The 24,045-nt window shown below is 72.0% G+C and carries 20 protein-coding genes and 2 pseudogenes; 13 read left to right on the forward strand and 9 right to left on the reverse strand.

Features of this window, described 5'->3' with window-relative positions:
- Positions 1-35 precede the first annotated feature (35 nt).
- Both FNX44_RS01915 and FNX44_RS01920 read left to right on the forward strand, forming a co-directional pair.
- On the forward strand, positions 36-1,073 hold the full coding sequence (locus tag FNX44_RS01915) for an Rv2578c family radical SAM protein (RefSeq protein WP_143646141.1): 1,038 nt from the start codon (positions 36-38) through the stop codon (positions 1,071-1,073).
- A 20-nt stretch (positions 1,074-1,093) separates the two neighbouring features.
- Complete coding sequence (locus FNX44_RS01920; RefSeq protein WP_143646142.1) at positions 1,094-1,588, forward strand: GNAT family N-acetyltransferase; 495 nt, start codon at positions 1,094-1,096, stop codon at positions 1,586-1,588.
- An 18-nt stretch (positions 1,589-1,606) separates the two neighbouring features.
- Here the strand turns inward: FNX44_RS01920 and FNX44_RS01925 are convergent, their stop codons facing one another.
- Positions 1,607-2,239, reverse strand: coding sequence for a HEAT repeat domain-containing protein (locus tag FNX44_RS01925; RefSeq protein ID WP_143646143.1), 633 nt, complete (start codon positions 2,237-2,239; stop codon positions 1,607-1,609).
- Between the two features lie 357 nt (positions 2,240-2,596).
- On the opposite strand from FNX44_RS01925, the gene FNX44_RS01930 reads away from it, so the two are divergent.
- From FNX44_RS01930 to pssA, 9 genes are all read left to right on the forward strand, one after another.
- Positions 2,597-4,381, forward strand: a complete 1,785-nt coding sequence (locus FNX44_RS01930) for a 3-hydroxyacyl-CoA dehydrogenase family protein (protein ID WP_143646144.1) — start codon at positions 2,597-2,599, stop codon at positions 4,379-4,381.
- Between the two features lie 110 nt (positions 4,382-4,491).
- A complete protein-coding gene (locus FNX44_RS01935) occupies positions 4,492-5,259 on the forward strand; it encodes a TetR family transcriptional regulator (RefSeq protein WP_143646145.1) in 768 nt (255 codons plus the stop codon).
- Between the two features lie 288 nt (positions 5,260-5,547).
- Complete coding sequence (gene ccrA, locus FNX44_RS01940) at positions 5,548-6,894, forward strand: crotonyl-CoA carboxylase/reductase (protein ID WP_143646146.1); 1,347 nt, start codon at positions 5,548-5,550, stop codon at positions 6,892-6,894.
- Between the two features lie 9 nt (positions 6,895-6,903).
- Complete coding sequence (locus FNX44_RS01945) at positions 6,904-8,916, forward strand: protein meaA (protein WP_143646147.1); 2,013 nt, start codon at positions 6,904-6,906, stop codon at positions 8,914-8,916.
- Positions 8,913-9,884, forward strand: a complete 972-nt coding sequence (locus tag FNX44_RS01950; protein ID WP_143646148.1) for an HpcH/HpaI aldolase/citrate lyase family protein — start codon at positions 8,913-8,915, stop codon at positions 9,882-9,884. The genes FNX44_RS01945 and FNX44_RS01950 overlap by 4 nt, the downstream gene beginning before the upstream one ends.
- A 100-nt stretch (positions 9,885-9,984) precedes the next feature.
- On the forward strand, positions 9,985-10,509 hold the full coding sequence (locus FNX44_RS01955; protein ID WP_143646149.1) for a MaoC family dehydratase: 525 nt from the start codon (positions 9,985-9,987) through the stop codon (positions 10,507-10,509).
- A gap of 1 nt (position 10,510) precedes the next feature.
- Positions 10,511-11,716: an acyl-CoA dehydrogenase family protein gene (locus tag FNX44_RS01960; protein WP_143646150.1), complete on the forward strand. Its 1,206-nt coding sequence runs from the start codon at positions 10,511-10,513 to the stop codon at positions 11,714-11,716.
- Between the two features lie 171 nt (positions 11,717-11,887).
- The gene (locus FNX44_RS01965; protein ID WP_143646151.1) at positions 11,888-12,532 is read left to right on the forward strand and encodes a phosphatidylserine decarboxylase; all 645 of its coding nucleotides are present in this window, start codon (positions 11,888-11,890) and stop codon (positions 12,530-12,532) included.
- 55 nt (positions 12,533-12,587) lie between these two features.
- Positions 12,588-13,370: a CDP-diacylglycerol--serine O-phosphatidyltransferase gene (gene pssA / locus FNX44_RS01970; RefSeq protein WP_143646160.1), complete on the forward strand. Its 783-nt coding sequence runs from the start codon at positions 12,588-12,590 to the stop codon at positions 13,368-13,370.
- Between the two features lie 599 nt (positions 13,371-13,969).
- Here the strand turns inward: pssA and FNX44_RS01975 are convergent.
- The gene (locus FNX44_RS01975; protein WP_143646152.1) at positions 13,970-15,112 is read right to left on the reverse strand and encodes a glycerate kinase; all 1,143 of its coding nucleotides are present in this window, start codon (positions 15,110-15,112) and stop codon (positions 13,970-13,972) included.
- Between the two features lie 13 nt (positions 15,113-15,125).
- Between FNX44_RS01975 and FNX44_RS29435 the strand changes: the two genes are divergently transcribed.
- Positions 15,126-15,248: a hypothetical protein gene (locus FNX44_RS29435; RefSeq protein WP_267129448.1), complete on the forward strand. Its 123-nt coding sequence runs from the start codon at positions 15,126-15,128 to the stop codon at positions 15,246-15,248.
- Positions 15,249-15,556: 308 nt separating this feature from the next.
- On the opposite strand, the gene FNX44_RS01980 is transcribed toward FNX44_RS29435, so the two are convergent.
- Entirely contained in the window at positions 15,557-16,978 is a 1,422-nt protein-coding gene (locus FNX44_RS01980) for a phytoene desaturase family protein (RefSeq protein WP_143646153.1), read from the reverse strand.
- Between the two features lie 61 nt (positions 16,979-17,039).
- Positions 17,040-17,861 (reverse strand): inositol monophosphatase family protein, encoded by an 822-nt coding sequence (locus FNX44_RS01985; RefSeq protein ID WP_143646154.1) that lies wholly within the window; start codon positions 17,859-17,861, stop codon positions 17,040-17,042.
- A gap of 288 nt (positions 17,862-18,149) precedes the next feature.
- Between FNX44_RS01985 and FNX44_RS01990 the strand changes: the two are divergent.
- A pseudogene (locus FNX44_RS01990) lies at positions 18,150-18,377 on the forward strand (NAD-dependent deacetylase); the annotation flags it as partial.
- 16 nt (positions 18,378-18,393) lie between these two features.
- On the opposite strand, the gene FNX44_RS01995 reads toward FNX44_RS01990, so the two are convergent.
- The 5 genes and pseudogenes from FNX44_RS01995 to FNX44_RS27855 form a co-directional block, all read right to left on the reverse strand.
- Complete coding sequence (locus FNX44_RS01995) at positions 18,394-19,416, reverse strand: TIGR03842 family LLM class F420-dependent oxidoreductase (protein ID WP_143646155.1); 1,023 nt, start codon at positions 19,414-19,416, stop codon at positions 18,394-18,396.
- A gap of 14 nt (positions 19,417-19,430) precedes the next feature.
- Positions 19,431-20,837: a dihydropyrimidinase gene (gene hydA / locus FNX44_RS02000; RefSeq protein ID WP_143646156.1), complete on the reverse strand. Its 1,407-nt coding sequence runs from the start codon at positions 20,835-20,837 to the stop codon at positions 19,431-19,433.
- 206 nt (positions 20,838-21,043) lie between these two features.
- On the reverse strand, positions 21,044-22,375 hold the full coding sequence (locus tag FNX44_RS02005) for an aspartate aminotransferase family protein (protein WP_143646157.1): 1,332 nt from the start codon (positions 22,373-22,375) through the stop codon (positions 21,044-21,046).
- Positions 22,372-23,232 carry a nitrilase-related carbon-nitrogen hydrolase gene (locus FNX44_RS02010; RefSeq protein WP_143646158.1) on the reverse strand — a complete coding sequence of 287 codons (861 nt, stop codon included), beginning with the start codon at positions 23,230-23,232 and terminating at the stop codon, positions 22,372-22,374. The genes FNX44_RS02005 and FNX44_RS02010 overlap by 4 nt, the downstream gene beginning before the upstream one ends.
- A 197-nt stretch (positions 23,233-23,429) precedes the next feature.
- Positions 23,430-24,045: pseudogene (locus FNX44_RS27855) on the reverse strand (hypothetical protein); the annotation flags it as partial.

The raw sequence follows: 24,045 nt of genomic DNA on the forward strand, positions 1-24,045 counted from the left end.
TAGGCGGGTGCGGCGGCACACGAGGAGGCAGGCAGATGCGCTGGGACAACCTGAGGAACGACGGGCCGGCCGCCCTCTTCGGCAGCGAAGTGGTCACCCGCACGTTCGACACCCCCGAGTTCCGGGGCGTCACCTTCCACGAGGTGCGGGCCCGCTCGCTGGTCAACCGGGTGCCGGCCGCCTCACGCGTGCCGTTCACCTGGACGGTCAACCCCTACCGGGGCTGCTCGCACGCGTGTGTGTACTGCTTCGCCAGGGGCACCCACGGCTACCTCGATCTGGACACCGGGATCGGCTTCGACACCCAGATCGTGGTGAAGGTCAACGCACCCGATCTGCTGAGGCGGGAACTGTCCGGTCCCCGCTGGCGCGGCGAACACATCGCCATGGGCACCAACGTCGACGTGTACCAGCGCGCGGAGGGCCGCTACCGGTTGATGCCCGGCATCCTGACCGCACTGCGGGACCACGCCAACCCCTACTCGATCCTCACCAAGGGCACGCTGATCCTGCGCGACCTGGAGCTGCTGCGGTCGGCCGCCGCGGTCACCGACGTCGGGGTGTCGGTCTCCGTCGGCTTCCTCGACGAGGAACTGTGGCGCACCGTCGAGCCGGGCACTCCGGCCCCCGAGCGGCGACTGGACGTCGTCCGCACACTGACCGAACACGGCATCGGCTGTGGGGTGTTGATGGCCCCCGTCATCCCCTTCCTCGGCGACTCGCCCGCCCAGCTGCGGGCCACCGTGCGGGCGGTGGCCGCCGCCGGGGCGACGTCGGTGACACCGCTGACGCTGCACCTGCGGCCCGGCGCCCGCGAGTGGTTCACGAGCTGGCTCGCCCGCCACCACCCCGGACTGGTGCGGCACTACGAGGCGCTGTACGCGGACGGCGCCTACGCGCCGAAGTGGTACCAGCGCCGCGTCACCCGCCAGGTACACGAACTCGCCGCCGAGTACGGCCTGGCGCCGGCCGCCCCCGGGGTGGCCCGACCGCCGGCCACCGCGGCGGGCGACCTGGCGGTGGCCGAGCGGGCCCCGGAGGGCGACGGACATACTCAGCTGACACTGCTGTGAGCACGTGCCATCCTGCCCGGATGTCGATCACCATCCGGACCGCCACCGACTCCGACTGGCCTGCGGTGTGGCCGTTCATGCGGGACATCATCAGGGCCGGCGAGACCTACACCTACGACCGCGACCTGGACGAGGGGCAGGCCCGCTCGACGTGGTTCCTCCCGCCGCCCGCGCACACGGTGGTCGCCGTCGACGCCTCCGGCGCGGTGGTCGGCACGGCGAAGACGAACCCCAACCACATGGGCGGCGCCTCGCACATCGCCAGCGCGAGCTTCATGGTGGACGCCGCCCGGGCGGGGCGGGGCGTGGGCCGCGCGCTGGGCGAGTACGTGATCGAGTGGGCGCGCGCCGAGGGCTATCGGGCGATCCAGTTCAACGCGGTGGTGGAGACCAACACCAGGGCCGTCCGACTGTGGCGGTCGCTGGGCTTCGAGATCATGACCACGCTGCCCGAGGGCTTCCGCCACCCCGAGCACGGCTACGTCGGCCTGCACATCATGTACCGGCGGCTGTGACCTCTCGATCAGACAGGCTCAGGGCGGTGGCAAGCGGCGCAGGGCGTCGGTGGCCGCCTCCCGGAGTCGGGGGAAGGCCGCCGCCTCGGTGAGCACCGGACGGGCCCGGGGATCACCCAGCTCCCCCAGCCCGCGCGCACACGCCCGTGCCAGCCCCCAGTACGGCACCGCCCCCGGCCGTAGCCGCGCCCGCAGCGCCGTGACCAGCGCCGGCACCGACTCGGGACCGGCCAGCCGGGTCAGCAGCAGCACGGGGTGCAGGGCGTACGCGGCCCGCAGCTCGTTGGTCGCGAGCGCGGCGGCGGCCCGTCCGGTGCGCGGGTCGCCGAGTCGCAGCAGCGCCTCGGCAGCGCACTCGGCCCGCGTGGCCTCCCGGTAGTTCAGCAGGAAGACCAGGGTCTCGAAGGCGCGCCGGTCGCCGCCGTCGGCCAGCGCACAGGCGGCGACCTCCCGGGCCCACACCGGCCGACCGGACTCGGTGAGCACGGCGGCCAGCTCCGGGTGCCCCTCCGGCCCCCGGGCCACGGCCGCCGCCAGTCTGCGGTGCTCGGCGCTGCCCTCGCCGCCGTCCGCCGCGTCGCCCGTTCCGGCCGCCGCGCGTCGCGACTCGGCGGCGGTGCGCCGCAGCAAGGCCCGCAGCCACTCGTCCATCCAGCCTCAACTCCCCTCCGTCGAGTGGGTCGTCATGTTCGGCGCGGGAGTGGCCCGCGCCACACATGATGACCGCTTCCGCCCTCTGGTGTTCTTGTTACTGCCGAGTTACGCTGCTCATCAGAGCGGCATACCCGCTCAGGCGGCCTGGTGACGCAGCCGCCGAGAGTGTCAGTCGGTTCAGAAGCGAGCGGCCTCGCTCGTTGCGGTGCCCGGCCCCGGGACAGGGCCGGCCCGAGATATCCCTCCCGTCGTGCCGTACCGGCGCGCCCCGCGCACCCACCCGTGCGTGGTCGCCCCGGGTCCCGGCGGTGAGCGCACACCCTCGTATCCAGTCGTCACCCCTGGAGTCCCGTGATGGACCGTCCCCCCCTCTCCACCGTCGCCGTCGTCGGTCTCGGCACCATGGGCACCGGTATCGCCGAGGTGCTGGCCCGCGCCGGGCGCGAAGTGATCGGCATCGACCCCGACGAGACCGCCGCCGCCCAGGCCGTGCTCACCCTGGAGAACTCCACCGCGCGTGCCGTCGCCCGTGAGCGGCTCACCGAGGAGGAGCGGCAGGACCTGCTCGCCCGCTTCCGCACCTTCGGCGACCTCCAGGCGGCCGCCGACGCCGACCTGGTGATCGAGGTGGCGCCCGAGGACTTCGAGACCAAGCGCACGATCCTGCGCGCGCTGGACGGCATCGTGCGTCCCACCGCGATCGTGGCCACCGGCACCAACGCGCTGTCGGTGACCCGCCTGGCCTCGGACACCGCGCACCCCGAACGCGTGCTGGGCATGCACTTCTTCAACCCGGCGCCGGCGATGAAGCTCGTCGAGATCGTCTCCAGCGTGCTCACCTCGCCGGAGGCGGCGGACGCCGTGACCTCGCTCGCCGAGGAGCTGGGCAAGCAGCCGATCCCGGTCGGCGACCGACCCGGCTTCGTCGCCGACGGGCTGCTGTTCGGCTACCTCAACCAGGCCGCGGCCATGTACGAGGCGCGGTACGCCTCCCGCGAGGACATCGACGCCGCGATGAAGCTCGGCTGCGGCCTGCCGATGGGACCGCTGGAACTGCTCGACCTGATCGGCATCGACACCGCGCGCACCGTCCTGGAGGCGATGTACGCCGCCTCCGCCGACCGGCTGCACGCCCCCGCGCCGATCCTGGGCCACCTCAGCCAGGCCGGGCTCACCGGCCGCAAGGCGGCCCGCGGTTTCTACAGCTACGAGGCGCCGGGCAGCGACGTCGTGGTGCCCGACGCCCTCACTCCGGCCGCCTCGCAGGCCGACAGCGGCGCCCGCGAGGTCCGGTCGGTGGGTGTCGCCGGGTCCGGCACGATGGCCAGCGGCATCGCCGAGGTCTTCGCCAAGGCCGGCTACGACGTGGTGCTCGCGGCCCGCAGCGAGGAGAAGGCGGAGAAGGCGAAGAGCCGGATCGCCGCCTCGCTCGACCGGTCGGTGAGCAAGGGCCGCATCAGTCAGGAGGACCGCGACGCGACCCTCGCGCGGGTCACCCCGGCGGGTTCGCTGGACGCCTTCGACCAGGTCGATCTCGCGGTGGAGGCGGTGGCCGAGGACCTGGCCGTCAAGCAGCAGCTGTTCGCGACGCTGGACAAGGTCTGCAAGCCGGGCGCCGTGCTGGCCACCACGACCTCCTCGCTGCCGGTGGTGGCCTGCGCCCGCGCCACCTCGCGGCCGCAGGACGTCATCGGCATGCACTTCTTCAACCCGGCGCCGGCGATGAAGCTCGTCGAGGTCGTCCGGACCGTGCTGACCGGTGACGACGTGCACGCCACCGTCCGCGAGGTGTGCGGGCGGATCCGCAAGCACGCCGTCGACTGCGGCGACCGCGCCGGCTTCATCGTCAACGCCCTGCTGTTCCCGTACCTCAACAACGCCGTGCGGATGGTCGAGGAGCACTACGCGAGCCTGGACGACATCGACGCCGCGATGAAGCTCGGCGGCGGCTACCCGATGGGCCCGTTCGAGCTGCTGGACGTCGTGGGTCTGGACGTCTCGCTGGCGATCCAGCGGGTGCTGCACCGGGAGTTCCGGGAGCCGGGCCTGGCGCCGGCCCCGCTGCTGGAGCACCTGGTGGCCGCCGGGTGCCTCGGTCGGAAGTCGGGACGCGGCTTCCGCGAGTACGCCCGTCGGTGACCGGCGGCCAGGGCCCGTCGGCGACCGACGGCCACGGCTGGGGCGGGCTGCTCGATCCACACTCGGGCGGCCCGCCCCGGCCCTCCGGGGGGCCGTGTAACGTTCAGCACATGTCGCAGCAGCTCACCACACCCGCACGCACCCCCGCATCGACCCAGAGGTTGAAGATGCGGCGCGAGCTGGCGGCCGCCGCGATGGAACTCTTCGCCACCAAGGGCTACGAGGGCACCACCGTCGACGAGATCGCCGCCGCGGCGGGCGTGGCCCGGCGGACCTTCTTCCGCCACTTCCGCTCCAAGGAAGAGGCGATCTTCCCCGACCACGACGACACCCTGGAGCGGGCCCGGGCCGTGCTCGACGCGGCGCCGCCGCACGAGAACCCGCTGGACACCGTGTGCCGGGGCATCAAAGAGGTCATGAAGATGTACGCCGCCTCGCCGGCGGGCAGCGTCGAGCGCTACAAGCTGACCCGCGAGGTGCCGGCGCTGCGGGAGCGGGAGATCGCCTCCGTGGCCCGCTACGAGCGGCTGTTCACCCGCTATCTGCTCGGCCACTTCGACGAGGCCGCGCACCGGGACGGCGACCACGACCCGCTGCTGGCCGAGGTCGCCGCCTCGGCTGTGGTCACCGCGCACAACCACGTGCTGCGGCGCTGGCTGCGCGGCGGGGGCGAGGGCGACGTGATGGCCCAGCTCGACCGGGCGTTCGCGATCGTGCGGCAGACCTTCGGCACGGGCTTCGGCGCGAGCCGGGGCGACGCCCCCGAAGAGCCGGCGATGGCCACCACCCGCGGCGAGGTGCTGGTGACCGTCACCCGCACCGACACCCCGCTGCCGGACATCATGCGCACCATCGAAGCGGCCCTGCGCACCCGCTAGCGACCCGCTCCCAGCAGCTCACGACGCCCCGCACGAGCACGTGCGGGGCGTCGTTGTATGGGTCACACTGACAACTGGCACGCAGTGTCTTGCGCACTGGCACTGGGTGTCATAGCGTGCGTAGCACTCCGGGCGTTGTCCCACGGCCTCGCCGTTCGTCCGGAAGCCTGCGTCACAGGCACCACGCGCCGACAAGCGCCGCCGCACCACCCCGCCGAACCGACGGCACTGCCTTCCCCCGACGTCCCTCAAAGCGTCTTCCCGCACACGCTTCGCCGGAGGCATACCGTGAACCAGATTCTCGACGCGATCCTCTCCTCGGACAGCACCTCCGAGGACTTCGCCAACATCCCGCTGCCCGAGTCCTACCGCGCGATCACCGTGCACAAGGACGAGGCGGAGATGTTCCAGGGGCTCGCCAGCCGCGAGAAGGACCCCCGCAAGTCGCTGCACCTGGACGAGGTGCCGCTGCCCGAGCTCGGTCCCGGTGAGGCGCTGGTCGCCGTCATGGCCAGCTCGGTCAACTACAACTCCGTGTGGACCTCGATCTTCGAGCCGGTGTCGACCTTCGGCTTCCTGGAGCGCTACGGCCGCCTCTCGCCGCTCGCCAAGCGCCACGACCTGCCGTACCACGTCATCGGCTCCGACCTGGCCGGCGTCGTGCTGCGCACCGGCCCCGGCGTGAACGCCTGGCGTCCCGGCGACGAGGTCGTCGCGCACTGCCTGTCCGTCGAGCTGGAGTCCGCCGACGGCCACAGCGACACCATGCTCGACCCCGAGCAGCGCATCTGGGGCTTCGAGACGAACTTCGGTGGCCTGGCGGAGATCGCCCTGGTGAAGTCCAACCAGCTGATGCCCAAGCCCGACCACCTCTCCTGGGAGGAGGCCGCCGCCCCCGGCCTGGTGAACTCCACCGCCTACCGGCAGCTCGTCTCCCGCAACGGCGCCGGCATGAAGCAGGGCGACAACGTCCTGATCTGGGGCGCCTCCGGCGGCCTCGGCTCCTACGCCACCCAGTTCGCGCTGGCCGGCGGCGCCAACCCGATCTGCGTCGTCTCCTCCGAGCAGAAGGCGGAGATCTGCCGGAAGATGGGCGCCGAGGCGATCATCGACCGCAGCGCCGAGGGCTACAAGTTCTGGAAGGACGAGCAGAACCAGGACCCGAAGGAGTGGAAGCGGTTCGGCAGGAAGATCCGCGAGCTCACCGGCGGCGAGGACATCGACATCGTCTTCGAGCACCCGGGCCGCGAGACCTTCGGCGCCTCCGTCTACGTCACCCGCAAGGGCGGCACGATCGTCACCTGCGCCTCCACCAGCGGCTACATGCACCAGTACGACAACCGCTACCTCTGGATGAGCCTGAAGCGGATCGTCGGCTCGCACTTCGCCAACTACCGCGAGGCCTGGGAGGCCAACCGCCTGATCGCCAAGGGCAAGATCCACCCGACGCTCTCCAAGGTGTACTCGCTGGAGGACACCGGGCAGGCCGCGCACGACGTGCACCGCAACGTCCACCAGGGCAAGGTCGGCGTGCTGTGCCTGGCGCCCGAGGAGGGCATGGGCGTGCGGAACGAGGAGCTGCGGGCCAAGCACATCAACGCGATCAACCTCTTCCGCGACGACGCGAAGGCGTGAGTGCTCCCGATGACTGAACGCAAGAGGGACCGTCCGTGGCTGATGCGGACGTACGCCGGCCACTCCACGGCCGAGGCGTCCAACGAGCTGTACCGGCGCAACCTCGCCAAGGGCCAGACCGGCCTGTCGGTCGCGTTCGACCTGCCGACGCAGACCGGCTACGACCCCGACCACGTGCTCGCGCGCGGCGAGGTCGGCCGGGTCGGTGTCCCGGTCTCGCACCTGGGCGACATGCGTCGGCTGTTCCAGGACATCCCCCTGGAGCAGATGAACACCTCGATGACCATCAACGCCACCGCCATGTGGCTGCTGGCGATGTACCAGGTGGTCGCCGAGGAGCAGGGCGCGGACGTCACGAAGCTGCAGGGCACGACGCAGAACGACATCGTGAAGGAGTACCTGTCGCGGGGGACGCACGTCTTCCCGCCGGGCCCTTCCCTGCGGCTGACGACGGACATGATCGCCTACACGGTGAACCACATCCCCAAGTGGAACCCGATCAACATCTGCAGCTACCACCTCCAGGAGGCCGGTGCCACGCCGGTTCAGGAGATCTCCTACGCGATGTCCACGGCCATCGCGGTGCTCGACGCGGTCCGGGACTCCGGCCAGGTGCCGCCCGAGCGCATGGGCGACGTGGTGGCGCGCATCTCCTTCTTCGTGAACGCGGGCGTCCGCTTCGTCGAGGAGATGTGCAAGATGCGGGCGTTCACCCGGATCTGGGACAAGGTCACCCTGGAGCGCTACGGCATCGACAACGCCAAGCAGCGGCGCTTCCGGTACGGCGTGCAGGTCAACTCGCTGGGTCTCACCGAGGCGCAGCCGGAGAACAACGTCCAGCGGATCGTGCTGGAGATGCTGGCCGTCACGCTCTCCAAGGACGCCCGGGCCCGCGCGGTGCAGCTGCCGGCGTGGAACGAGGCGCTGGGCCTGCCCCGCCCCTGGGACCAGCAGTGGTCGCTGCGCATCCAGCAGGTCCTCGCCTTGGAGAGCGACCTGCTGGAGTACGACGACATCTTCGCCGGCTCGCACGTCATCGAGGCCAAGGTCGACGCGCTGGTCGCCGAGTGCCTGGCCGAGATCGACCGCATCCAGGAGATGGGCGGTGCGATGGCGGCCGTGGAGTCCGGCTACCTGAAGTCGCAGCTCGTCGCCTCGCACGCCGAGCGCCGGGCGCGGATCGAGTCCGGCGAGGAGAAGATCGTCGGGGTCAACGTCCACCAGGGCACCGAGCCGAACCCGCTGACCGCCGACCTGGACACCGCGATCATGACGGTGGACCCGGCGGTCGAGCAGCGAGTCGTCGAGGCGCTGGGCGACTGGCGGGACCGGCGTGACGAGCCGCGCGCCCAGGAGGCGCTGGCCGCGCTGAAGAAGGCGGCGGCCGGCGACACCAATCTGATGCCCGCCACGCTGGAGTGCGCCCGCGCGGGCGTGACCACCGGCGAGTGGGCGTGGGCGCTGCGGGACGTCTTCGGCGAGTTCCGCGCCCCCACCGGGGTGAGCAGCGCGCCGGTGGCGGTCAGCGCCGAGGAGGGCTCCACACTCGCCGCCGTCCGCCGCAAAGTGTCCGCCACCGCCGAGGAGCTGGGCTGCGGCAAGCTGCGGCTGCTGGTCGGCAAGCCGGGCCTGGACGGCCACAGCAACGGCGCCGAGCAGATCGCCGTACGGGCCAGGGACGCCGGCTTCGAGGTGGTCTACCAGGGCATCCGGCTCACGCCCGAGCAGATCGTCACGGCGGCCGTCGCCGAGGACGTGCACTGCGTGGGCCTGTCCATCCTCTCCGGTTCGCACGCCGAGCTGGTGCCCGACGTGCTGGAGAGGCTGCGCCGCGCCGGGGCGGGCGACATGCCCGTCATCGTCGGCGGCATCATTCCGAACGCGGACGCCGAGGCGCTGCGGGCCGCCGGGGTGGCGGCCGTCTTCACGCCGAAGGACTTCGGCATCACGGAGATCATCGGCCGTATCGTCGACGAGATCCGAACCGCTCACCAGCTCGACCCCCTGGAGGTCCTCGCATGACTGCCCCCGCTCCGGTCAACCGGCTGCGCCCCCGCCGCTCCTGCCTGGCGGTTCCGGGAAGCAACCCGCGCTTCCTGGAGAAGGCCCAGGGCCTGCCGGCCGACCAGGTCTTCCTCGACCTCGAGGACGCCTGCGCGCCGCTGGCCAAGCCGGACGCCCGGCACCACATCGTGCGGGCCCTCAACGAGGGCGACTGGACCGGCAAGACCCGCGTGGTGCGGGTCAACGACTGGACCACGCACTGGACCTACCGCGACGTGGTCACCGTGGTCGAGGGCGCCGGCCCGAACCTGGACTGCATCATGCTGCCCAAGGTGCAGGACGCCCAGCAGGTCGTCGCGCTCGACCTGCTGCTGACGCAGATCGAGAAGACGATGGGCTTCGAGGTCGGCCGCATCGGCATCGAGGCGCAGATCGAGAACGCCAAGGGCCTGATCAACGTCGACGACATCGCGGCCGCCTCGCCGCGCGTGGAGACGATCATCTTCGGCCCGGCCGACTTCATGGCGTCCATCAACATGAAGTCGCTGGTGGTCGGCGAGCAGCCGCCGGGCTACCCGGCCGACGCGTACCACTACATCCTGATGCGCATCCTGATGGCGGCCCGGGCGAACGACCTCCAGGCGATCGACGGCCCCTACCTGCAGATCCGCAACGTGGACGGCTACCGCGAGGTCGCCAAGCGGGCGGCGGCGCTGGGCTTCGACGGCAAGTGGGTGCTGCACCCGGGCCAGGTCGAGGCGTCGAACGAGATCTTCTCGCCCTCCCAGGAGGACTACGACCACGCCGAGCTGATCCTGGACGCCTACGACTACTTCACCTCCGAGGCCGGCGGCAAGAAGGGCTCGGCGATGCTCGGCGACGAGATGATCGACGAGGCGAGCCGCAAGATGGCGCTGGTCATCTCCGGCAAGGGCCGCGCCGCCGGTATGCAGCGCACCTCCAAGTTCGAGCCGCCGACCGACTGACGGGCCCCCCTCCCGGGGCCTTCCCGGCCCTCACCCGGCCTTTCCCCGGGGCCGCCGGGCGCGGCCCCGGGGCCGATACCGACCACCGGAGATTCACACCATGCAGTTTGGCCGCACCTACGAGGAGTTCGAGGTCGGTGCCGTCTACAAGCACTGGCCGGGCAAGACGGTCACCGAGTACGACGACCACCTGTTCTGCCTGCTCACGATGAACCACCACCCGCTCCACATGGACGTCAACTACGCGGAGAAGACCACCGACTTCGGCCGCAACGTCGTCGTGGGCAACTACGTCTACTCGCTGCTGCTGGGCATGTCCGTGCCGGACGTCTCGGGCAAGGCGATCGCCAACCTGGAGATCGAGTCGCTGCGGCACGTGGCGCCGACCTTCCACGGCGACACCATCTACGGCGAGACGACCGTGCTGGACAAGACGCCCTCGAAGTCCAAGTCGGACCGGGGGATCGTCTACGTGGAGACCAAGGGGTACAAGCAGGACGGCACGCTGGTGTGTGTCTTCCGCCGCAAGGTGATGGTGCCGACCGCCGAGTACATCGAGGCGCGCGGCGGGGAGCAGCCGGGCCGGCCCGAGCTGCGTGAGCCCGAGCCCAGGAAGGGGAAGTGACATGGGACGTCTCGCGCGGACCGAGGGCCTGACGGACATCCAGGAGGAGATCCTGGCGACCGTGCGCGGCTTCGTCGACAAGGAGATCATCCCGGTCGCCACGGAGCTGGAGCACAAGGACGAGTACCCGACCGAGATCGTCGAGGGCCTGAAGGAACTCGGCATCTTCGGTCTGATGATCCCCGAGGAGTACGGCGGCCTCGGTGAGTCGCTGCTCACCTACGCGCTGTGCGTGGAGGAGATCGCACGCGGCTGGATGAGCGTGTCGGGCATCATCAACACGCACTTCATCGTCGCCTACATGCTCAAGCAGCACGGCACGCAGGAGCAGAAGGACCACTTCCTGCCACGTATGGCCACCGGCGAGGTGCGCGGCGCGTTCTCGATGTCCGAGCCGGCGCTCGGCTCGGACGTCTCGGCGATCTCCTCCAAGGGCGTGCGGGACGGCGACAACTACGTGCTCACCGGTCAGAAGATGTGGCTGACCAACGGCGGCTCCTCCAACCTGGTCGCGGTGCTCTGCCGCACCGACGAGGGCCACCCCGAGGGCACCGCGCCGCACAAGTCGATGACCACCTTCCTGGTGGAGAAAGAGCCGGGGTTCGGCGAGGTCAGGCCGGGCCTGACCATCCCCGGCAAGATCGACAAGATGGGCTACAAGGGCGTCGACACCACCGAGTTGATCATGGACGGGCTGCGAGTGCCGGCCGACCGGGTCCTCGGCGGCGAGACCGGGCGCGGCTTCTACCACATGATGGACGGCGTCGAGGTCGGCCGGGTCAACGTGGCGGCCCGCGGCTGCGGCGTCGCCCAACGCGCCTTCGAACTCGGCGTGTCGTACGCGCAGCAGCGCCAGACCTTCGGCAAGCCGATCGCCCAACACCAGGCGATCCAGTTCAAGTTGGCCGAAATGGCCACCAAGGTGGAGGCCGCGCACGCCCTGATGGTCGGCGCCGCCCGCAAGAAGGACTCCGGGCAGCGCAACGACCTCGAGGCCGGCATGGCCAAGTACCTGGCCTCCGAGTACTGCAAGGAGGTCGTGGAGGACGCGTTCCGCATCCACGGTGGCTACGGCTTCTCCAAGGAGTACGAGATCGAGCGGCTCTACCGCGAGGCGCCGATGCTGCTCATCGGTGAAGGAACCGCCGAGATTCAGAAAATGATCATCGGTCGGCGGCTCCTGGAGGAGTACCGACTCCAGGGCTGATCGCCCCGTTTCGCCCTGGTTCGGGGTGAGATGAGGGTCACATCCGTCGCGCCCTTCCGCGCCTCCGAGCCCGGCGCCGACTTACCCAGTCGGCCCCGGGCTCGGATACCATCTCGGTAAAGCCGTGGTACTTCTGCATCTGCGCGGCACCCTCCGCTACGAAGGTCTTTCATGCCCCACAGCTCTTCCTCCCCCCGCGCCGGCGTCCGCCTGGCGCGTGGCAGCTCCCCGTGGCTGCTGCCGACCGTCGCCACCGCCGCCGTGAGCCTTCTGCGCGCCCGGCGGTCCCGGAAGGCGGCGGCACTCGCCGTACCGGCGACCGCGCTCGCGGCAGGCATGCTGTGGTTCTTCCGCGACCCCGAGCGGGAGATCGCCCAGGGGCGGGTCATCTCCCCCGCCGACGGCGTGGTGCAGAGCATCATGCCGTGGAAGGACGGCCGGACCCGCGTCGCGATCTTCATGAGCCCGCTCAACGTGCACGTCAACCGCGCGCCGCTGGCCGGCACCGTGACCTCCGTGGAGCACGTGCCCGGCGGCTTCGTTCCGGCCTTCAACAAGGAGAGCGAGCACAACGAGCGAGTGGTGTGGCACTTCGACACCGAGCTCGGCGACATCGAGATGATCCAGATCGCCGGTACCGTCGCGCGCCGGATCATCCCCTACGTGCCGGCCGGGACCAAGGTCGAGCAGGGCGAGCGGATCGGGCTGATCCGCTTCGGCTCGCGTGTCGACATCTACCTTCCCGAGGGGGTCGAGCCGGCCGTCGAGGTGGGCCAGACCACCACCGCTGGGGTGACTCGCATTGACCGCGATTGAGTCCGACGATCCGCGCACCTGGAGCGTGGACGAGGAGCAGGACGACGACGTCGAGATGCCGCTGTCGACGCGGCTCTCGATCGCCGACACCCTGACCCTCGGTAACGCCACGTGCGGCTTCATGGCCGTCTACTTCACCACCACCGGCGTCCTCATCCCGCACCTCACCGGTGCCGAGGACAGCGGTATGGCCCGGCACAGCGCCGCGACCGCCGTGATGCTGATGCTGCTCGCGTCGATCTTCGACCTGTTCGACGGCATCGTCGCCCGCAAGCTGCGCAGCAGCGCGATGGGTGCCGAGCTGGACAACCTCTCCGACCTCATCAGCTTCGGGCTGGCCCCGGCCTACTTCGTGCTGGTGTGGGGCATGGTCGCCAGCGACGCCCACCAGCACGTCTCCGCGCTTGCCGCGATCGTGGTGCTACTGGCGGTGGTGCTGCGGCTTGCGAGATTCTCCTGCGTGACACTGCGGGAGGGCATCTTCCAGGGCATGCCGAGCCCCTTCGGCGCGCTGACGATCGTGTCGATCGTGCTGCTCGAGCTGCCGTTCATCCCGACGCTGCTGGCGATCGTGGGCACGGCGTGGCTGATGGTCTCCCGGGTGGAGTACCCGAAGCCGCGCGGACTGCTGGCACTGGCGATGCTCAGCTGGATCGTGCTGGCGATGGGCATGCTCGCGGCGTGGGCGTTCAACGCCCCCGGCGGTGAGCTGCTGCTCCAGACCGGCTGCTCGCTGCAGGTGGTACTGGGCGCGGTCATCCCGCTCTTCGCGACGGCGCGGCGGGTGAACGCGTTCCGCGACAACCGCCGCGAAGCGCGCCTGGCCGCCCGCGGCTGACGCCCGGCCCCGAGCGGGCCGGAGGTTTCCCGACACACGACGGTGGGGGTGGGAGGACGATCGTCCTCCCACCCCCACCGTCTGTCGTCGTATCGACCTGCGCCGCCCCGGCGCTGTGCGCCGGCGCCGCGACACCGACGTCCGCGCTCCGGCCGCCGGCCTGGTGGCCGACCCGCCTGGTGGAAGGGCCGGCCCCCGGACCATGCCGGCTCCCGCCACGGTGACCCGCTGCGAGCGCGCCTGTCCCCAACGTCCCGAGACCGGGCCGCACAGGACCTGTCCGGCGGACCGGTGCCGCGGCAGAGACGCCTTCCGACGTCCGCTTCCTCGCGGCTACGGGTGAGGGAGCCGGCGCTGCCCCTGGCTGAAGGCCGGGGAGCGTCAGCGACCGACGAGCACCGCCGCCTTCGGCGTGTGAGTCCTCCGGACCAGCCCTGCCGTGCCTGCTGTGTGTGGGACCACTGGACCGCCGGCACCGGCATGCTCGGCCCCGTCCGCGCCCTCGCCGGCGTCGAAGGGCGAAGAGGCACGTCCCCGCCGAAAGGCGGGAGGAGCGGGCGCCCGGCACCGCGACGCCGCTCCGATCCGCCGGACAGGCCCTAGCCGGCCAGCCAGTCCTCGGCGAGGCGTTCCGCGACCTGCTCCAGCAGCGGGCCCGCCTGGCTCATTGATCGGGCCGGGTCGGACTCGATGAGGCTCAGCGGGTAGACGGCCCTGATGCCGGCGGCTCGGGTCTCCTCTTCGCCGATCGCCAGCCGGCCGCACACCGCGACCACCGGCTTGCCGGCAGCCCGCGCGGCCGCGGCCACCCCGGCCGGCGCCTTGCCGTGCAGGGTCTGGAAGTCCATCGAGCCCTCGCCGGTGATCACCAGGTCCGCCCGTTCCAGGGCGGGGGCGAAGCCGAGCACGTCCAGCATGACGTCGATGCCGGGGCGGAAGGACGCGTCGAGACCGACCAGCGCGCCGTATCCGATGCCGCCCGCGGCGCCCGCGCCGGGCGCCTGCGCACACTCGGCGGCACGCGGGCCGACCGTGTCGGCCAGAACGCGCGCGTAGTGCTCCAGCGCCGCGTCCAGCGTGGCCACGTCCGCCTCGCTCGCGCCCTTCTGCGGGCCGTAGACGGCGGCGGCGCCCTTCGGGCCGGTGAGCGGGTTGTCCACGTCGCTGGCCAGCACGATCCGCACGTCCCGCAGCCGGGCGTCGAGCCCGGACAGGTCCGCCTCGGCCAGCGTGGCCAGCGCGCCGCCGCCCGGGCCGACCTCACGGCCGTCGGCGTCCAGCAGCCTGGCGCCCAGCGCCTGGAGCATGCCGGCGCCGCCGTCGGTCGTCGCGGAGCCGCCGACGCCGAAGACGATCGTGGTGGCGCCGGCCTCCACCGCCGCCAGCAGCAGCTCGCCGCTGCCGCGCGTGGTGGCCGTCAGCGGGGCGAGCCCGTCGGCGGGCAGCAGCTGCAGTCCGGACGCCTCGGCCATCTCCACCACGGCGGTGTCGCCGCGCAACGCGTAGGAGGCGGTCACAGGCGCGCCCAGCGGCCCGGTCACCTCCGCCTCCCGGCGTTCGAAACCGCCGGCGACGGCCGCCGCCACGGTGCCGTCACCGCCGTCGGCCACCGGCAGCGCCTCGACCTCCAGGTCCGCGCGGACACGCCGAAGCCCGGCGGTGACGTGCTCGGCAACCTGCACCGCCGTGAGTGATCCTTTGAACTTGTCCGCGGCGATCAGCACGCGCCCCGTGTGCGTCATACAGGTTCGTCCCTTGCTTGAGAACGGGTGGTCGCGCCGTGCCCGACCCTATCCGCCCACCGACAAGGTGACCACCGCCGACCACGCTCCGGACGGCGGCGACCGCGCTGCCGCGACGGCGCCGGGCGACGGCTGACACCGGCGGGACGAGGCGCGGCTGCGAACGCGGAATGCCCACACCCTCTCGGCAACGACGTACGCCGCAAGCCGCGGGCGGGGAGCCCCCTCGGATCAGGCGCCCGCGTCAGCGCGGCGGCCGGGCCGAACGGCCACGTGAACACGCGGCCGGCGGCACAAGCGGTCGACAGACCGGGCGCTCGGCCGGACGGCACCCAGCAGGGCAGGCCCACGACGGGCGGGACCGGCGAACGAGCGGCCAGAGGGCTGACCGGACGCGCGCCACGTGCGGGCGGCGGAGAGGCGGCGCCGCCGGGCGGCGCCTGCTCAGCGCGTCGTGCGTAGGCGGCGCCAGACCGCCTTCGCGGCGTTGTGGCCGGACATTCCGTGGACGCCGGGCCCCGGCCAGGTCGCGGAGGAGCAGAGGTAGACCGCCGGGTGCGCGGTGGCGTACGGCACCCGCGCGAGGCGCGGGCGCAGCAGCGTCTGGAGGCCCGCGTACGCGCCGCAGGCGATGTCGCCGCCGACGTAGTTCGCGTTGCGGGAGGCCAGCTCGGGCGGCCCGGCCGTGGCACGGGCCAGCACCAGGTCGCGGAAGCCCGGCGCGAAGCGTTCCAGCTGCCGCTCGACGGCCTCGGTCATGTCGCCGCGCCAGCCGTTGGGGGCGTGTCCGTAGGCCCAGAAGACGTGGCGCCCGGTCGGCGCCCTCGTCGGGTCGACCAAGCTCGGCTGGGAGGTGATCAGGAACGGGACGTCCGGCGCGCGGCGCGCCCGCGCGACGGCGTGCAGCGCCGCGTTGATCTCCCCGCTGGTCGGTCCGACGTGCACGGTGCCGGCCCGGCGCGCATCGGGCGCGGTCCACGGCACCGGCCCGGACAGCGCGTAGTCGATCTTGAACGCCGAGGGCCCGTACCGGAACGAGGAGAAGGCGCTGCCGAGGCCCGCGATGCGGGCCAGCGCGGTGGGCGAGGTGTCGAACACGTACGCCCGCGCCGGTGGCAGCTCGTCCAGTCGGCGCACCTCCACCCCGGTGTGAATGATCCCACCGGCCTCCCGCAGGCAGCCGGCGAGCGCGTCGGAGATCGCCTGCGAGCCGCCGCGCGGCACCGGCCAGCCGCGCTCGTGCGCGGCGAGCGCGAACACCATGGCGATGCCGCTGGTGGTGAAGGTGGTGGGCGGAGTGATCGCGTGCGCGGCGAGCCCGGCGAACAGCGCGCGGGCCTTCTCGTCGCGGAACCGCAGGTTCATCCACGCGGCGGGCTGGACGCCGACCATCCCGAAGCGGGCGAACATCAGCGGGTCCCTGGGCAGCCCGTCCCACGGCACCTTGAAGAAGTCGGCGGCCAGAGTGTCCCAGCGGCCGGTGAAGCGGTCCATCAGCCGCCGGTAGGCGCCCGCGTCCCGGCTGCCGAGCGACATGGCCGTCTCCCCCACCGTTCTGGCGAGCGTGACCGCGCTGCCGTCCGGGAAGGGGTGCGCCATGGGCAACTCCGGCTGCAGCCAGTGCAGTCCGTGCCGAGCCAGCGGCAGCTTCGTGAAGGCAGGGGAGCCGATGGCCAGCGGGTGCACGGCCGAGCAGGGGTCGTGCAGGTAGCCGGGAAGCGTCAGTTCCTCGGTACGGGCTCCCCCGCCTACCGTGCCCAACGCCTCGAACAGTTCCACGCTCAACCCGCGGCGGGCCAACTCTACCGCCGCCGTCAGGCCGTTGGGTCCGGCGCCGACGACCACCGCGTCACGCGTCCACGGCACTGTGGACCTCCCTCGTCCTCAAGGCTGTCAGGGGCAGGAGCACTCATCCGTCAGTGGCGGCTCAGCCGTCCTCACCCGTCAGCAGGGAGAGGATACGCCGCAGGGTCGACTCGTCGCGGGCGGCGCTGAACGGCAGCGCGTTGTCGCGGTCGATCCGGAACGGCTCCCCCGTCACCGTGCTCTGGGCGCCGCCGGCCTCGGCGACCAGGAGCAGGCCCGCCGCGTGGTCCCAGGCGGACTCCCAGCAGAAGGCGGTGGCGGCGACGTCCCCGGTCGCGACGGCCAGGTACTCCAGTCCCGCCGAGCCGCAGGGGCGTGGCGCGACGCCGGGCACCCGCAGCCGCTCCAGCCGCAGTCGGAACGCCTCCTCGGTGAAGTCCGGGTGCGAGCAGGCCACTTCCAGTTCCTCGCCCGAGGCGGGCGAGCCGGCGCCGATCCGGTGCCCGTTGAGCCACGCGCCGTGGCCGAGCCGGGCGGTGGCGAGCTTGTCGAGCACCGGCGCGTACGTCCACGAGCCGAGCAGTTCGCCGTGCCGGGCGAGCGCGACCAGGGTGCAGAAGCCCTCCTCGCCGCGCACGAACTGCCGGGTGCCGTCGACCGGGTCGACGATCCACACCGGCCGGTCCCCGCGCAGCGCCTCGTACCGGGTCGGGTCGGCGTGCACGGCCTCCTCGCCGACCACGACGGAACCGGGCAGCAGCGCGGTCAGGGAGGCGGTCAGGTGCTCCTCCGCCCGCCGGTCCGCGACGGTGACCAGGTCGTGCGGGCCCACCTTCTGGGTGACCTCGTCGGCGTCGAGCCGACGCCAGCGCGGCAGGATCTCCTCCGCGGCGGCCTTCCGTACCGCCTCGGACACCGTCGCCACCAGCTCGTCATCGATCATCACCCCATCCAAGCACGTGCCACCCACATCAAGGCGTCGAGGGCTGGTCACCCGGTTGTCGGAACCGGCACAGCCGGGAGTCGGGGCGTCGGCTTTGTTCATGGGTAGCGACAGAAGTCGGACGTCGAGCCGGGGCACGTCCGCGCGGTCCGGGCTCGGAGGCATGGTGGACACGGGCGACGGCGGAACGGGCGGCGGCCGACGGTGGCGGTGCTGACCGGAGCGGGAGTCTCGACCTACTCGGGCATCCCCGACTACCGGGGGCCGGCCTGCCCGAACGCAAGGCGCCTCGCCCAGGCGGTCGCGGTCGCCCGAGCCTGTGAGGTGTTCCTCGCGGTCGGCACCAGCCTCCAGGTCCAGCCCGCCGCCTCCGTCACGGAGATCGCCGCGAGCGAGGGCGCCCGCCTGGTGATCGTCAACGCCGAGCCGGCCCCGTACGACTCGCTCGCCGACGACGTGGTCCGCGAGCCCATCGGCCGCGCGCTGCCCGCCCTGCTCGCCGAGCTGCGCCGCTGACCGCACGGCGGGCGGCCTAGGGTCCGTCCGTCAGGGCGGGGATGACCTGAGAGCCGTAGGCGTCGATGGTCGGCTCGTTCGCGTCGTGCATGGCGTACACGGCGAACTGGTCGACGCCGAGGTCGCGGAGCGTCTTGAGGCGGTCGATGTGGGCCCCGGCGGGGCCCAGCAGGCAGAAGCGGTCCACGATCTCGTCGGGGACGAAGTCGGCGGACGGGTTGCCGGCGCGGCCGTGGTGGCTGTAGTCGTAGCCCTGCCGCTGCTTGACGTAGCTGGTGAGGACGTCGGGCACCAGGTCGGAGTGCTCGCCGTAGCGGGCGACGAGGTCCGCGACGTGGTTGCCGACCATGCCGCCGAACCAGCGGCACTGCGCGCGGGCGTGGGCGAGGGCGTCGGGTGAGTCGTCGGTGGTGACGTAGGCGGGGGCGGCCACGCAGACCGTCACCTCGGAGGGGTCGCGTCCGGCCGTCCGGGCGGCGTCCCGTACCGACTTGACCATCCATTCGGTGAGGTAGGGGTCGGCCAGTTGGAGGATGAAGCCATCGGCCTTCTGACCGGCGAGAGCGAGGGCCCTGGGGCCGTAGGCTGCCATCCATACCGGAAGGCGGCCGTTTCTGATCCACGGGATACGGAGGGAGGTGCCGTCCACGACGGCCTCGCGGCCTTCGGCCAGGTCGCGGATGACGTCGATTGCCTCGCCGAGGCGGGCGAGGGTGTTGGGCTTGCGGCCGGCGACGCGCATCGCGGAGTCGCCGCGGCCGATGCCGCAGATCGTGCGGTTGCCGAACATGTCGTTGAGGGTGGCGAAGGTGGACGCGGTCACCTCCCAGGCGCGGGTCCCCGGGTTGGTCACCATGGGGCCGACGTGCAGCTTCGCGGTGTGCTCCAGGATCTGGCTGTGGATGACAAACGGCTCCTGCCACAGGACGGCGGAGTCGAAGGTCCAGCCGTAGCGGAAGCCGTTGCGTTCCGCGCGGCGCATCAGTCCGACGACCTGGGAGTGCGGCGGGTCGGTCTGCAGGACGAGTCCGAAGTCCATGGCGGATGGCCTCCTCAGCCCAGGTACTGGCAGGTGGAGCGCGGGACGAAGGAGCCGTGCCCGGCGTGTCCGACGTACGTCCCGTTCTCGATGACCGGTTCGCCGCGTGAGAGCACGGTCTCGACGCAGCCGGTGACCGTCTTCCCCTCGTACACCGAGTAGTCCACGTTCATGTGGTGGGTGGCGGCCGACAGGGTCTGGCTGGCCGCCGGGTCGTAGACGACGACGTCGGCGTCTGCGCCAGGCGCCAGCGTGCCCTTCCTCGGGTGGAGGCCGAACATCCGGGCGGGGGTGGCGCAGGCGATCTCGATCCAGCGGCGGCGGCTGATGTGGCCTTCGACGACGGCCTGGTGGAGCAGGTCCATGCGGTGTTCGACGCCGGGCAGCCCGTTGGGGATCCTGGTGAAGTCGCCCCGACCGAGTTCCTTCTGTCCTCGGAAGCAGAACGGGCAGTGGTCGGTGGAGACCACCTGGAGGTCGTTGGTCCGCAGGCCCCGCCACAGGGCCGCCTGGTGTTCGCGGGGCCGCAGCGGGGTGCTGCACACGTACTTGGCGCCCTCGAAACCCGGCTCGGCGAGGTTGTCGGTGGACAGGAACAGGTACTGCGGGCAGGTCTCGCCGAAGACGGGCAGGCCCTTGTCGCGGGCGGCGGCCAGTTCGGCGACGGCCTCCTCCGCCGAGACGTGCACCACGTACAGGGGTGCGCCGGCGACGCGCGCGAGTTGGACGGCCCGGTGTGTCGCCTCCGCCTCCAGCAGCACCCGCCGGACCTCGCCGTGGTACCGGGGGTCGGTCTCGCCTCGGGCGAGGGCCTGCTCGGCGAGCACGTCGATGGCGATGCCGTTCTCCGCATGCATCATGACCAACGCGCCGTTGTCGGCGGCGCGTTGCATGGCCCGCAGAATCTGCCCGTCGTCGCTGTAGAAGACCCCGGGGTAGGCCATGAACAGCTTGAAGGAGGTGATCCCCTCCCCCACGAGCTGGTCCATCTCCTTCAGGGACGCCTCGGTGACCTCGGAGAGGATCATGTGGAACGCGTAGTCCACCGCGCAGCGGCCGGCGGCCTTGGCGTGCCAGGCGTCCAGGCCCTCCCGCAGGGCGTGGCCCCGGCTCTGCACGGCGAAGTCGACGAGGGTGGTCGTACCGCCCCAGGCGGCGGCCCGGGTGCCGGACTCGAAGGTGTCGGAGGAGAACGTGCCGCCGAAGGGGAAGTCGAGGTGGGTGTGGACGTCGACGCCGCCGGGGATCACGTACCGGCCGGTGGCGTCGATCAGCCGGTCGGCGCCGGCGGCGAGGTCCCGGGCGAGCGTGCTCTGCCGGGTCACCAGGGCGGCGACCCGCTCGCCCTCGATCAGCAGGTCGGCCTCGACCTCGTCGGTGGCGGTGATGACGAGCCCGTTCTGGACGACTGTGCGGCTCAACGTCCGGCTCCCTTCGTCTCCGACGCCGGCCACGCCCGGGTGCGGGCGTGCCCGTGCTGCGTCGGGGCGGCCCGCGTGGGGCCTCCTGCGGTGCGAACGACCGTAAGGGTTTGTCACCGACCGTGGCAACAGCGTGACCCTGGATGACCGGGACGTGCCGCCGTCTCACCCGAACGGGCGCGGGCCCGGGCGCGGCGTGGCAGGAATCAGACGCGGCCGCCCGCGCGGAGCAGCGCGTCCTCGAGGACGGCGGCGCCCTCCTCGGCCTCGGCGACGGTGAGCGTCATCGGCGGGGCGATCCGCAGCACGGAGCCGTCCAGGCCGCCGCGTCCGACGAGCAGTCCGCCCTCGCGCGCCGCCTCCAGCGCCCGGCTCGCCGCCCTGGCGTCGGTCAGCTCCACGCCGATCATCAGGCCCCGGCCGCGGACGTCGGTCACCACGTCGAGTCCCGCGGCGATCGCCCGCAGCCGTTCGATGAGCAGACCGCCCACCCGGCGGGCGTTGCCCTGGAGGTCGTGCTCCAGCAGGTAGGCGAGGTTGGCGTTGCCGGCGGCCATGGTGATCGGGCTGCCGCCGAACGTGGAGATGGAGTTGCCGTCCAGACAGTTCATGATCTCCGCGCGGGCCACCACACCGCCGATCGACATGCCGTTGCCGATGCCCTTGGCGAAGGTGAGCATGTCCGGTGCACCGGCGGCGGCGTGCGCCTGCCAGCCCCAGAAGTGGTCGCCGGTGCGGCCCCAGCCGGTCTGCACCTCGTCGCTGATCCACAGGATGCCCTGTTCGTTCAGCACCTCGCGGAACGCCGCGTACAGGCCGTCGGGCGGCGCGGTGAACCCGCCGACGCCCTGGACGGGTTCGGCGATCAGCGCGGCCACGCCCCGCGCGCCCTGGTTGAGCATGTCCCGCAGGTCGGCCACGCACTCGGCGACGAACGCCTGGTCGTCCAGCTCGGCGAGCGGGCCGGCGTCCCGCACCGCGCCGTGCACGTACAGCGTCTGGAGGGCGGAGAGGCTGGTCGGCGACCAGGCTCGGTTGCCGGTGACGCCGACCGTGCTGAAGGACCGCCCGTGGTAGCTGTTGCGCATGGCGAGTACCTGGTTGGAGCGCCGGTAGGCGGTGGCCAGGAGGAGAGCGGCGTCGTTCGCCTCGGTGCCGGAGGTGGTGAAGAAGACCCGTGCGTCGGGGATGCCGGACAGCGCGGTGATCCGCTCGGCCAGCTCGATCATGGGCCGGTTGAGGTAGAGCGTGGAGCTGTGGAGGAGGCGGCCGGCCTGTTCGCTGACGGCCTTGGTGACCTCCGGCAGCGCGTGGGCGGTCATGGTGGTGAGGATGCCGCCGAAGAAGTCGAGGTAGCGGCGGCCTTCGCCGTCCCAGACGTACCGGCCCTCGCCGTGGGTCAGCTCCATCGGGCGGTCGTAGTAGAGGGCCAGCCAGTCCGGCATGACGGCGCGGTGCCGGTCGTGCAGGGCGGCGTGTGCACCGGCGGGTGCGCCGGCGTTCGTGGGGGCGGTGTGCGCGTGCGCGGTGTCGGTCATGGCTGCACCAGGTTTCCGTAGGCGTCGGGGCGGCGGTCGCGGTAGAAGGCCCACTGGGTGCGCACCTCGTCGATCAGGTCGAAGTCGAGGTCGCGGACGAGGAGTTGTTCCTCCTTGTCGTCGGCCGGCTCGCCGACGAGGGCGCCGCGCGGGTCGGCGAAGTAGCTTGTGCCGTAGAAGTCGTTGTCGCCGTACTCCTCGACGCCCACGCGGTTGATGGCGGCGACGAAGTACTGGTTGGCGACGGCCGCCGCGGGCTGCTCCAGCCGCCACAGGTGGTCGGAGAGGCCGCGCGCGGTGGCGGAGGGGTTGTAGACGAGCTGGGCTCCGGCGAGGCCGAGCGCCCGCCAACCCTCGGGGAAGTGCCGGTCGTAGCAGATGTAGACGCCGATCCGGCCGACGGCGGTGTCGAACACCGGCCAACCCAGGTTGCCCGGGCGGAAGTAGTACTTCTCCCAGAACCCCTTCAGCTGCGGGATGTGGTGCTTGCGGTAGGCGCCGAGGACGGTGCCGTCGGCGTCGATCACGACGGCGGTGTTGTAGTAGAGGCCGGGCCCGGCGCTCTCGAAGATCGGCGCGACGATCACCATCGCCGTCTCCCGGGCGAGTCGGCACATCCGGCGCACGGTGGGGCCGTCCGGCACCGGCTCGGCCCAGCGGTAGTGCTCGGCCTCCTGCACCTGGCAGAAGTAGGGCGCGTTGAAGACCTCCTGGAAGCCGATCACCCGCGCGCCCTGTTCGGCGGCGCGCCGGGCGTGCGCCTCGTGCTTGCTGATCATCGACTCGGTGTCGCCGGTCCACGTCGCCTGGACGAGCGCGGCCCGCACCACCGCGCCCTTGCGGTCGGTGTCTGCCATGAGCTGCTCCTTTGCCGGACGTCGGCCTGGCCTCCGGTCCCGTCGTGGCGACAGCGGCCGGCACGGGGACTTGCGACCGTAAACCTCGTCACGCTCTGTGGCAAGCGAATCGGCACAACGTCACGTCGCGGGGGCGCGTTCGGCTCGAGCCCGCGCACGCCCGGCCGTTGTCGGGGCCGGGCCGCCGAGGGTGACGCTCAGTCCGCCGCCTCCAGCATTCGGGCCACCGCGTGGCGCTGCTGCACGGAGACCGCCTCGGCGGCGTCGAGCAGCAGGCCGGTCAGGGTGTGGCGGTCCGGCTCGACGACCTCCGCCGCCTCCTGGATGGTACGAGCACGCAACAGAGCGGTCAGTAACACCGTCGCGAGGTCACGCCGCCCGTTGTGGCACAGCGCGAGCGCGACCTCCGCGACCTCCGGCCGTCGGCGCGCCGACGCCTGGCGCAGCAGCGCCGAGCAGTCGCCCGCACGGCCCGCCGCGTCCAGGGCGACGGCCGCTTCGGCGAGCGCCGGGGGCGGTAGCGTCGCCAACTCCCACAGCAGCAGCGAGACGTCGGCGGCCAGCCCGGATCTCTCCAACTCGGCGGCCAGTGGCGGCAGCCAGGCCGACGGCCAGCCGGTCGCCTCGCACAGCAGCACGTAGGCGCCGCCGCCGTCCTGGGCGGCCCGTAGGGCGGTGAGCTGGGCGGCCGCCCGGGCGGCTGCCCGTAGCGCCTCGGGCGGAGGTGCGGCGGGTCGGCGAGGTTCGTCGGCCTCGTAGGCACCCGCGAAGCGGGCACCGCGCGGCCGTTCGCCGTCACGGGCGGTGGGGGCG

It is taken from the genome of Streptomyces alkaliterrae, assembly GCF_007097205.2.
Classification (GTDB): Bacteria; Actinomycetota; Actinomycetes; order Streptomycetales; family Streptomycetaceae; genus Streptomyces; species Streptomyces alkaliterrae.

What these genes read in the sequence shown, in the direction of transcription:
- FNX44_RS01915 (WP_143646141.1), top strand. Translation starts at nt 36, where the DNA reads ATGCGCTGGGACAACCTGAGGAACGACGGGCCGGCCGCCCTCTTCGGC.
- FNX44_RS01920 (WP_143646142.1), top strand. Translation starts at nt 1,094, where the DNA reads ATGTCGATCACCATCCGGACCGCCACCGACTCCGACTGGCCTGCGGTG.
- FNX44_RS01925 (WP_143646143.1), bottom strand. Translation starts at nt 2,239, where the DNA reads ATGGACGAGTGGCTGCGGGCCTTGCTGCGGCGCACCGCCGCCGAGTCG.
- FNX44_RS01930 (WP_143646144.1), top strand. Translation starts at nt 2,597, where the DNA reads ATGGACCGTCCCCCCCTCTCCACCGTCGCCGTCGTCGGTCTCGGCACC.
- FNX44_RS01935 (WP_143646145.1), top strand. Translation starts at nt 4,492, where the DNA reads ATGTCGCAGCAGCTCACCACACCCGCACGCACCCCCGCATCGACCCAG.
- FNX44_RS01945 (WP_143646147.1), top strand. Translation starts at nt 6,904, where the DNA reads ATGACTGAACGCAAGAGGGACCGTCCGTGGCTGATGCGGACGTACGCC.
- FNX44_RS01950 (WP_143646148.1), top strand. Translation starts at nt 8,913, where the DNA reads ATGACTGCCCCCGCTCCGGTCAACCGGCTGCGCCCCCGCCGCTCCTGC.
- FNX44_RS01955 (WP_143646149.1), top strand. Translation starts at nt 9,985, where the DNA reads ATGCAGTTTGGCCGCACCTACGAGGAGTTCGAGGTCGGTGCCGTCTAC.
- FNX44_RS01960 (WP_143646150.1), top strand. Translation starts at nt 10,511, where the DNA reads ATGGGACGTCTCGCGCGGACCGAGGGCCTGACGGACATCCAGGAGGAG.
- FNX44_RS01965 (WP_143646151.1), top strand. Translation starts at nt 11,888, where the DNA reads ATGCCCCACAGCTCTTCCTCCCCCCGCGCCGGCGTCCGCCTGGCGCGT.
- pssA (WP_143646160.1), top strand. Translation starts at nt 12,588, where the DNA reads ATGCCGCTGTCGACGCGGCTCTCGATCGCCGACACCCTGACCCTCGGT.
- FNX44_RS01975 (WP_143646152.1), bottom strand. Translation starts at nt 15,112, where the DNA reads ATGACGCACACGGGGCGCGTGCTGATCGCCGCGGACAAGTTCAAAGGA.
- FNX44_RS01985 (WP_143646154.1), bottom strand. Translation starts at nt 17,861, where the DNA reads ATGATCGATGACGAGCTGGTGGCGACGGTGTCCGAGGCGGTACGGAAG.
- FNX44_RS01995 (WP_143646155.1), bottom strand. Translation starts at nt 19,416, where the DNA reads ATGGACTTCGGACTCGTCCTGCAGACCGACCCGCCGCACTCCCAGGTC.
- FNX44_RS02005 (WP_143646157.1), bottom strand. Translation starts at nt 22,375, where the DNA reads ATGACCGACACCGCGCACGCGCACACCGCCCCCACGAACGCCGGCGCA.
- FNX44_RS02010 (WP_143646158.1), bottom strand. Translation starts at nt 23,232, where the DNA reads ATGGCAGACACCGACCGCAAGGGCGCGGTGGTGCGGGCCGCGCTCGTC.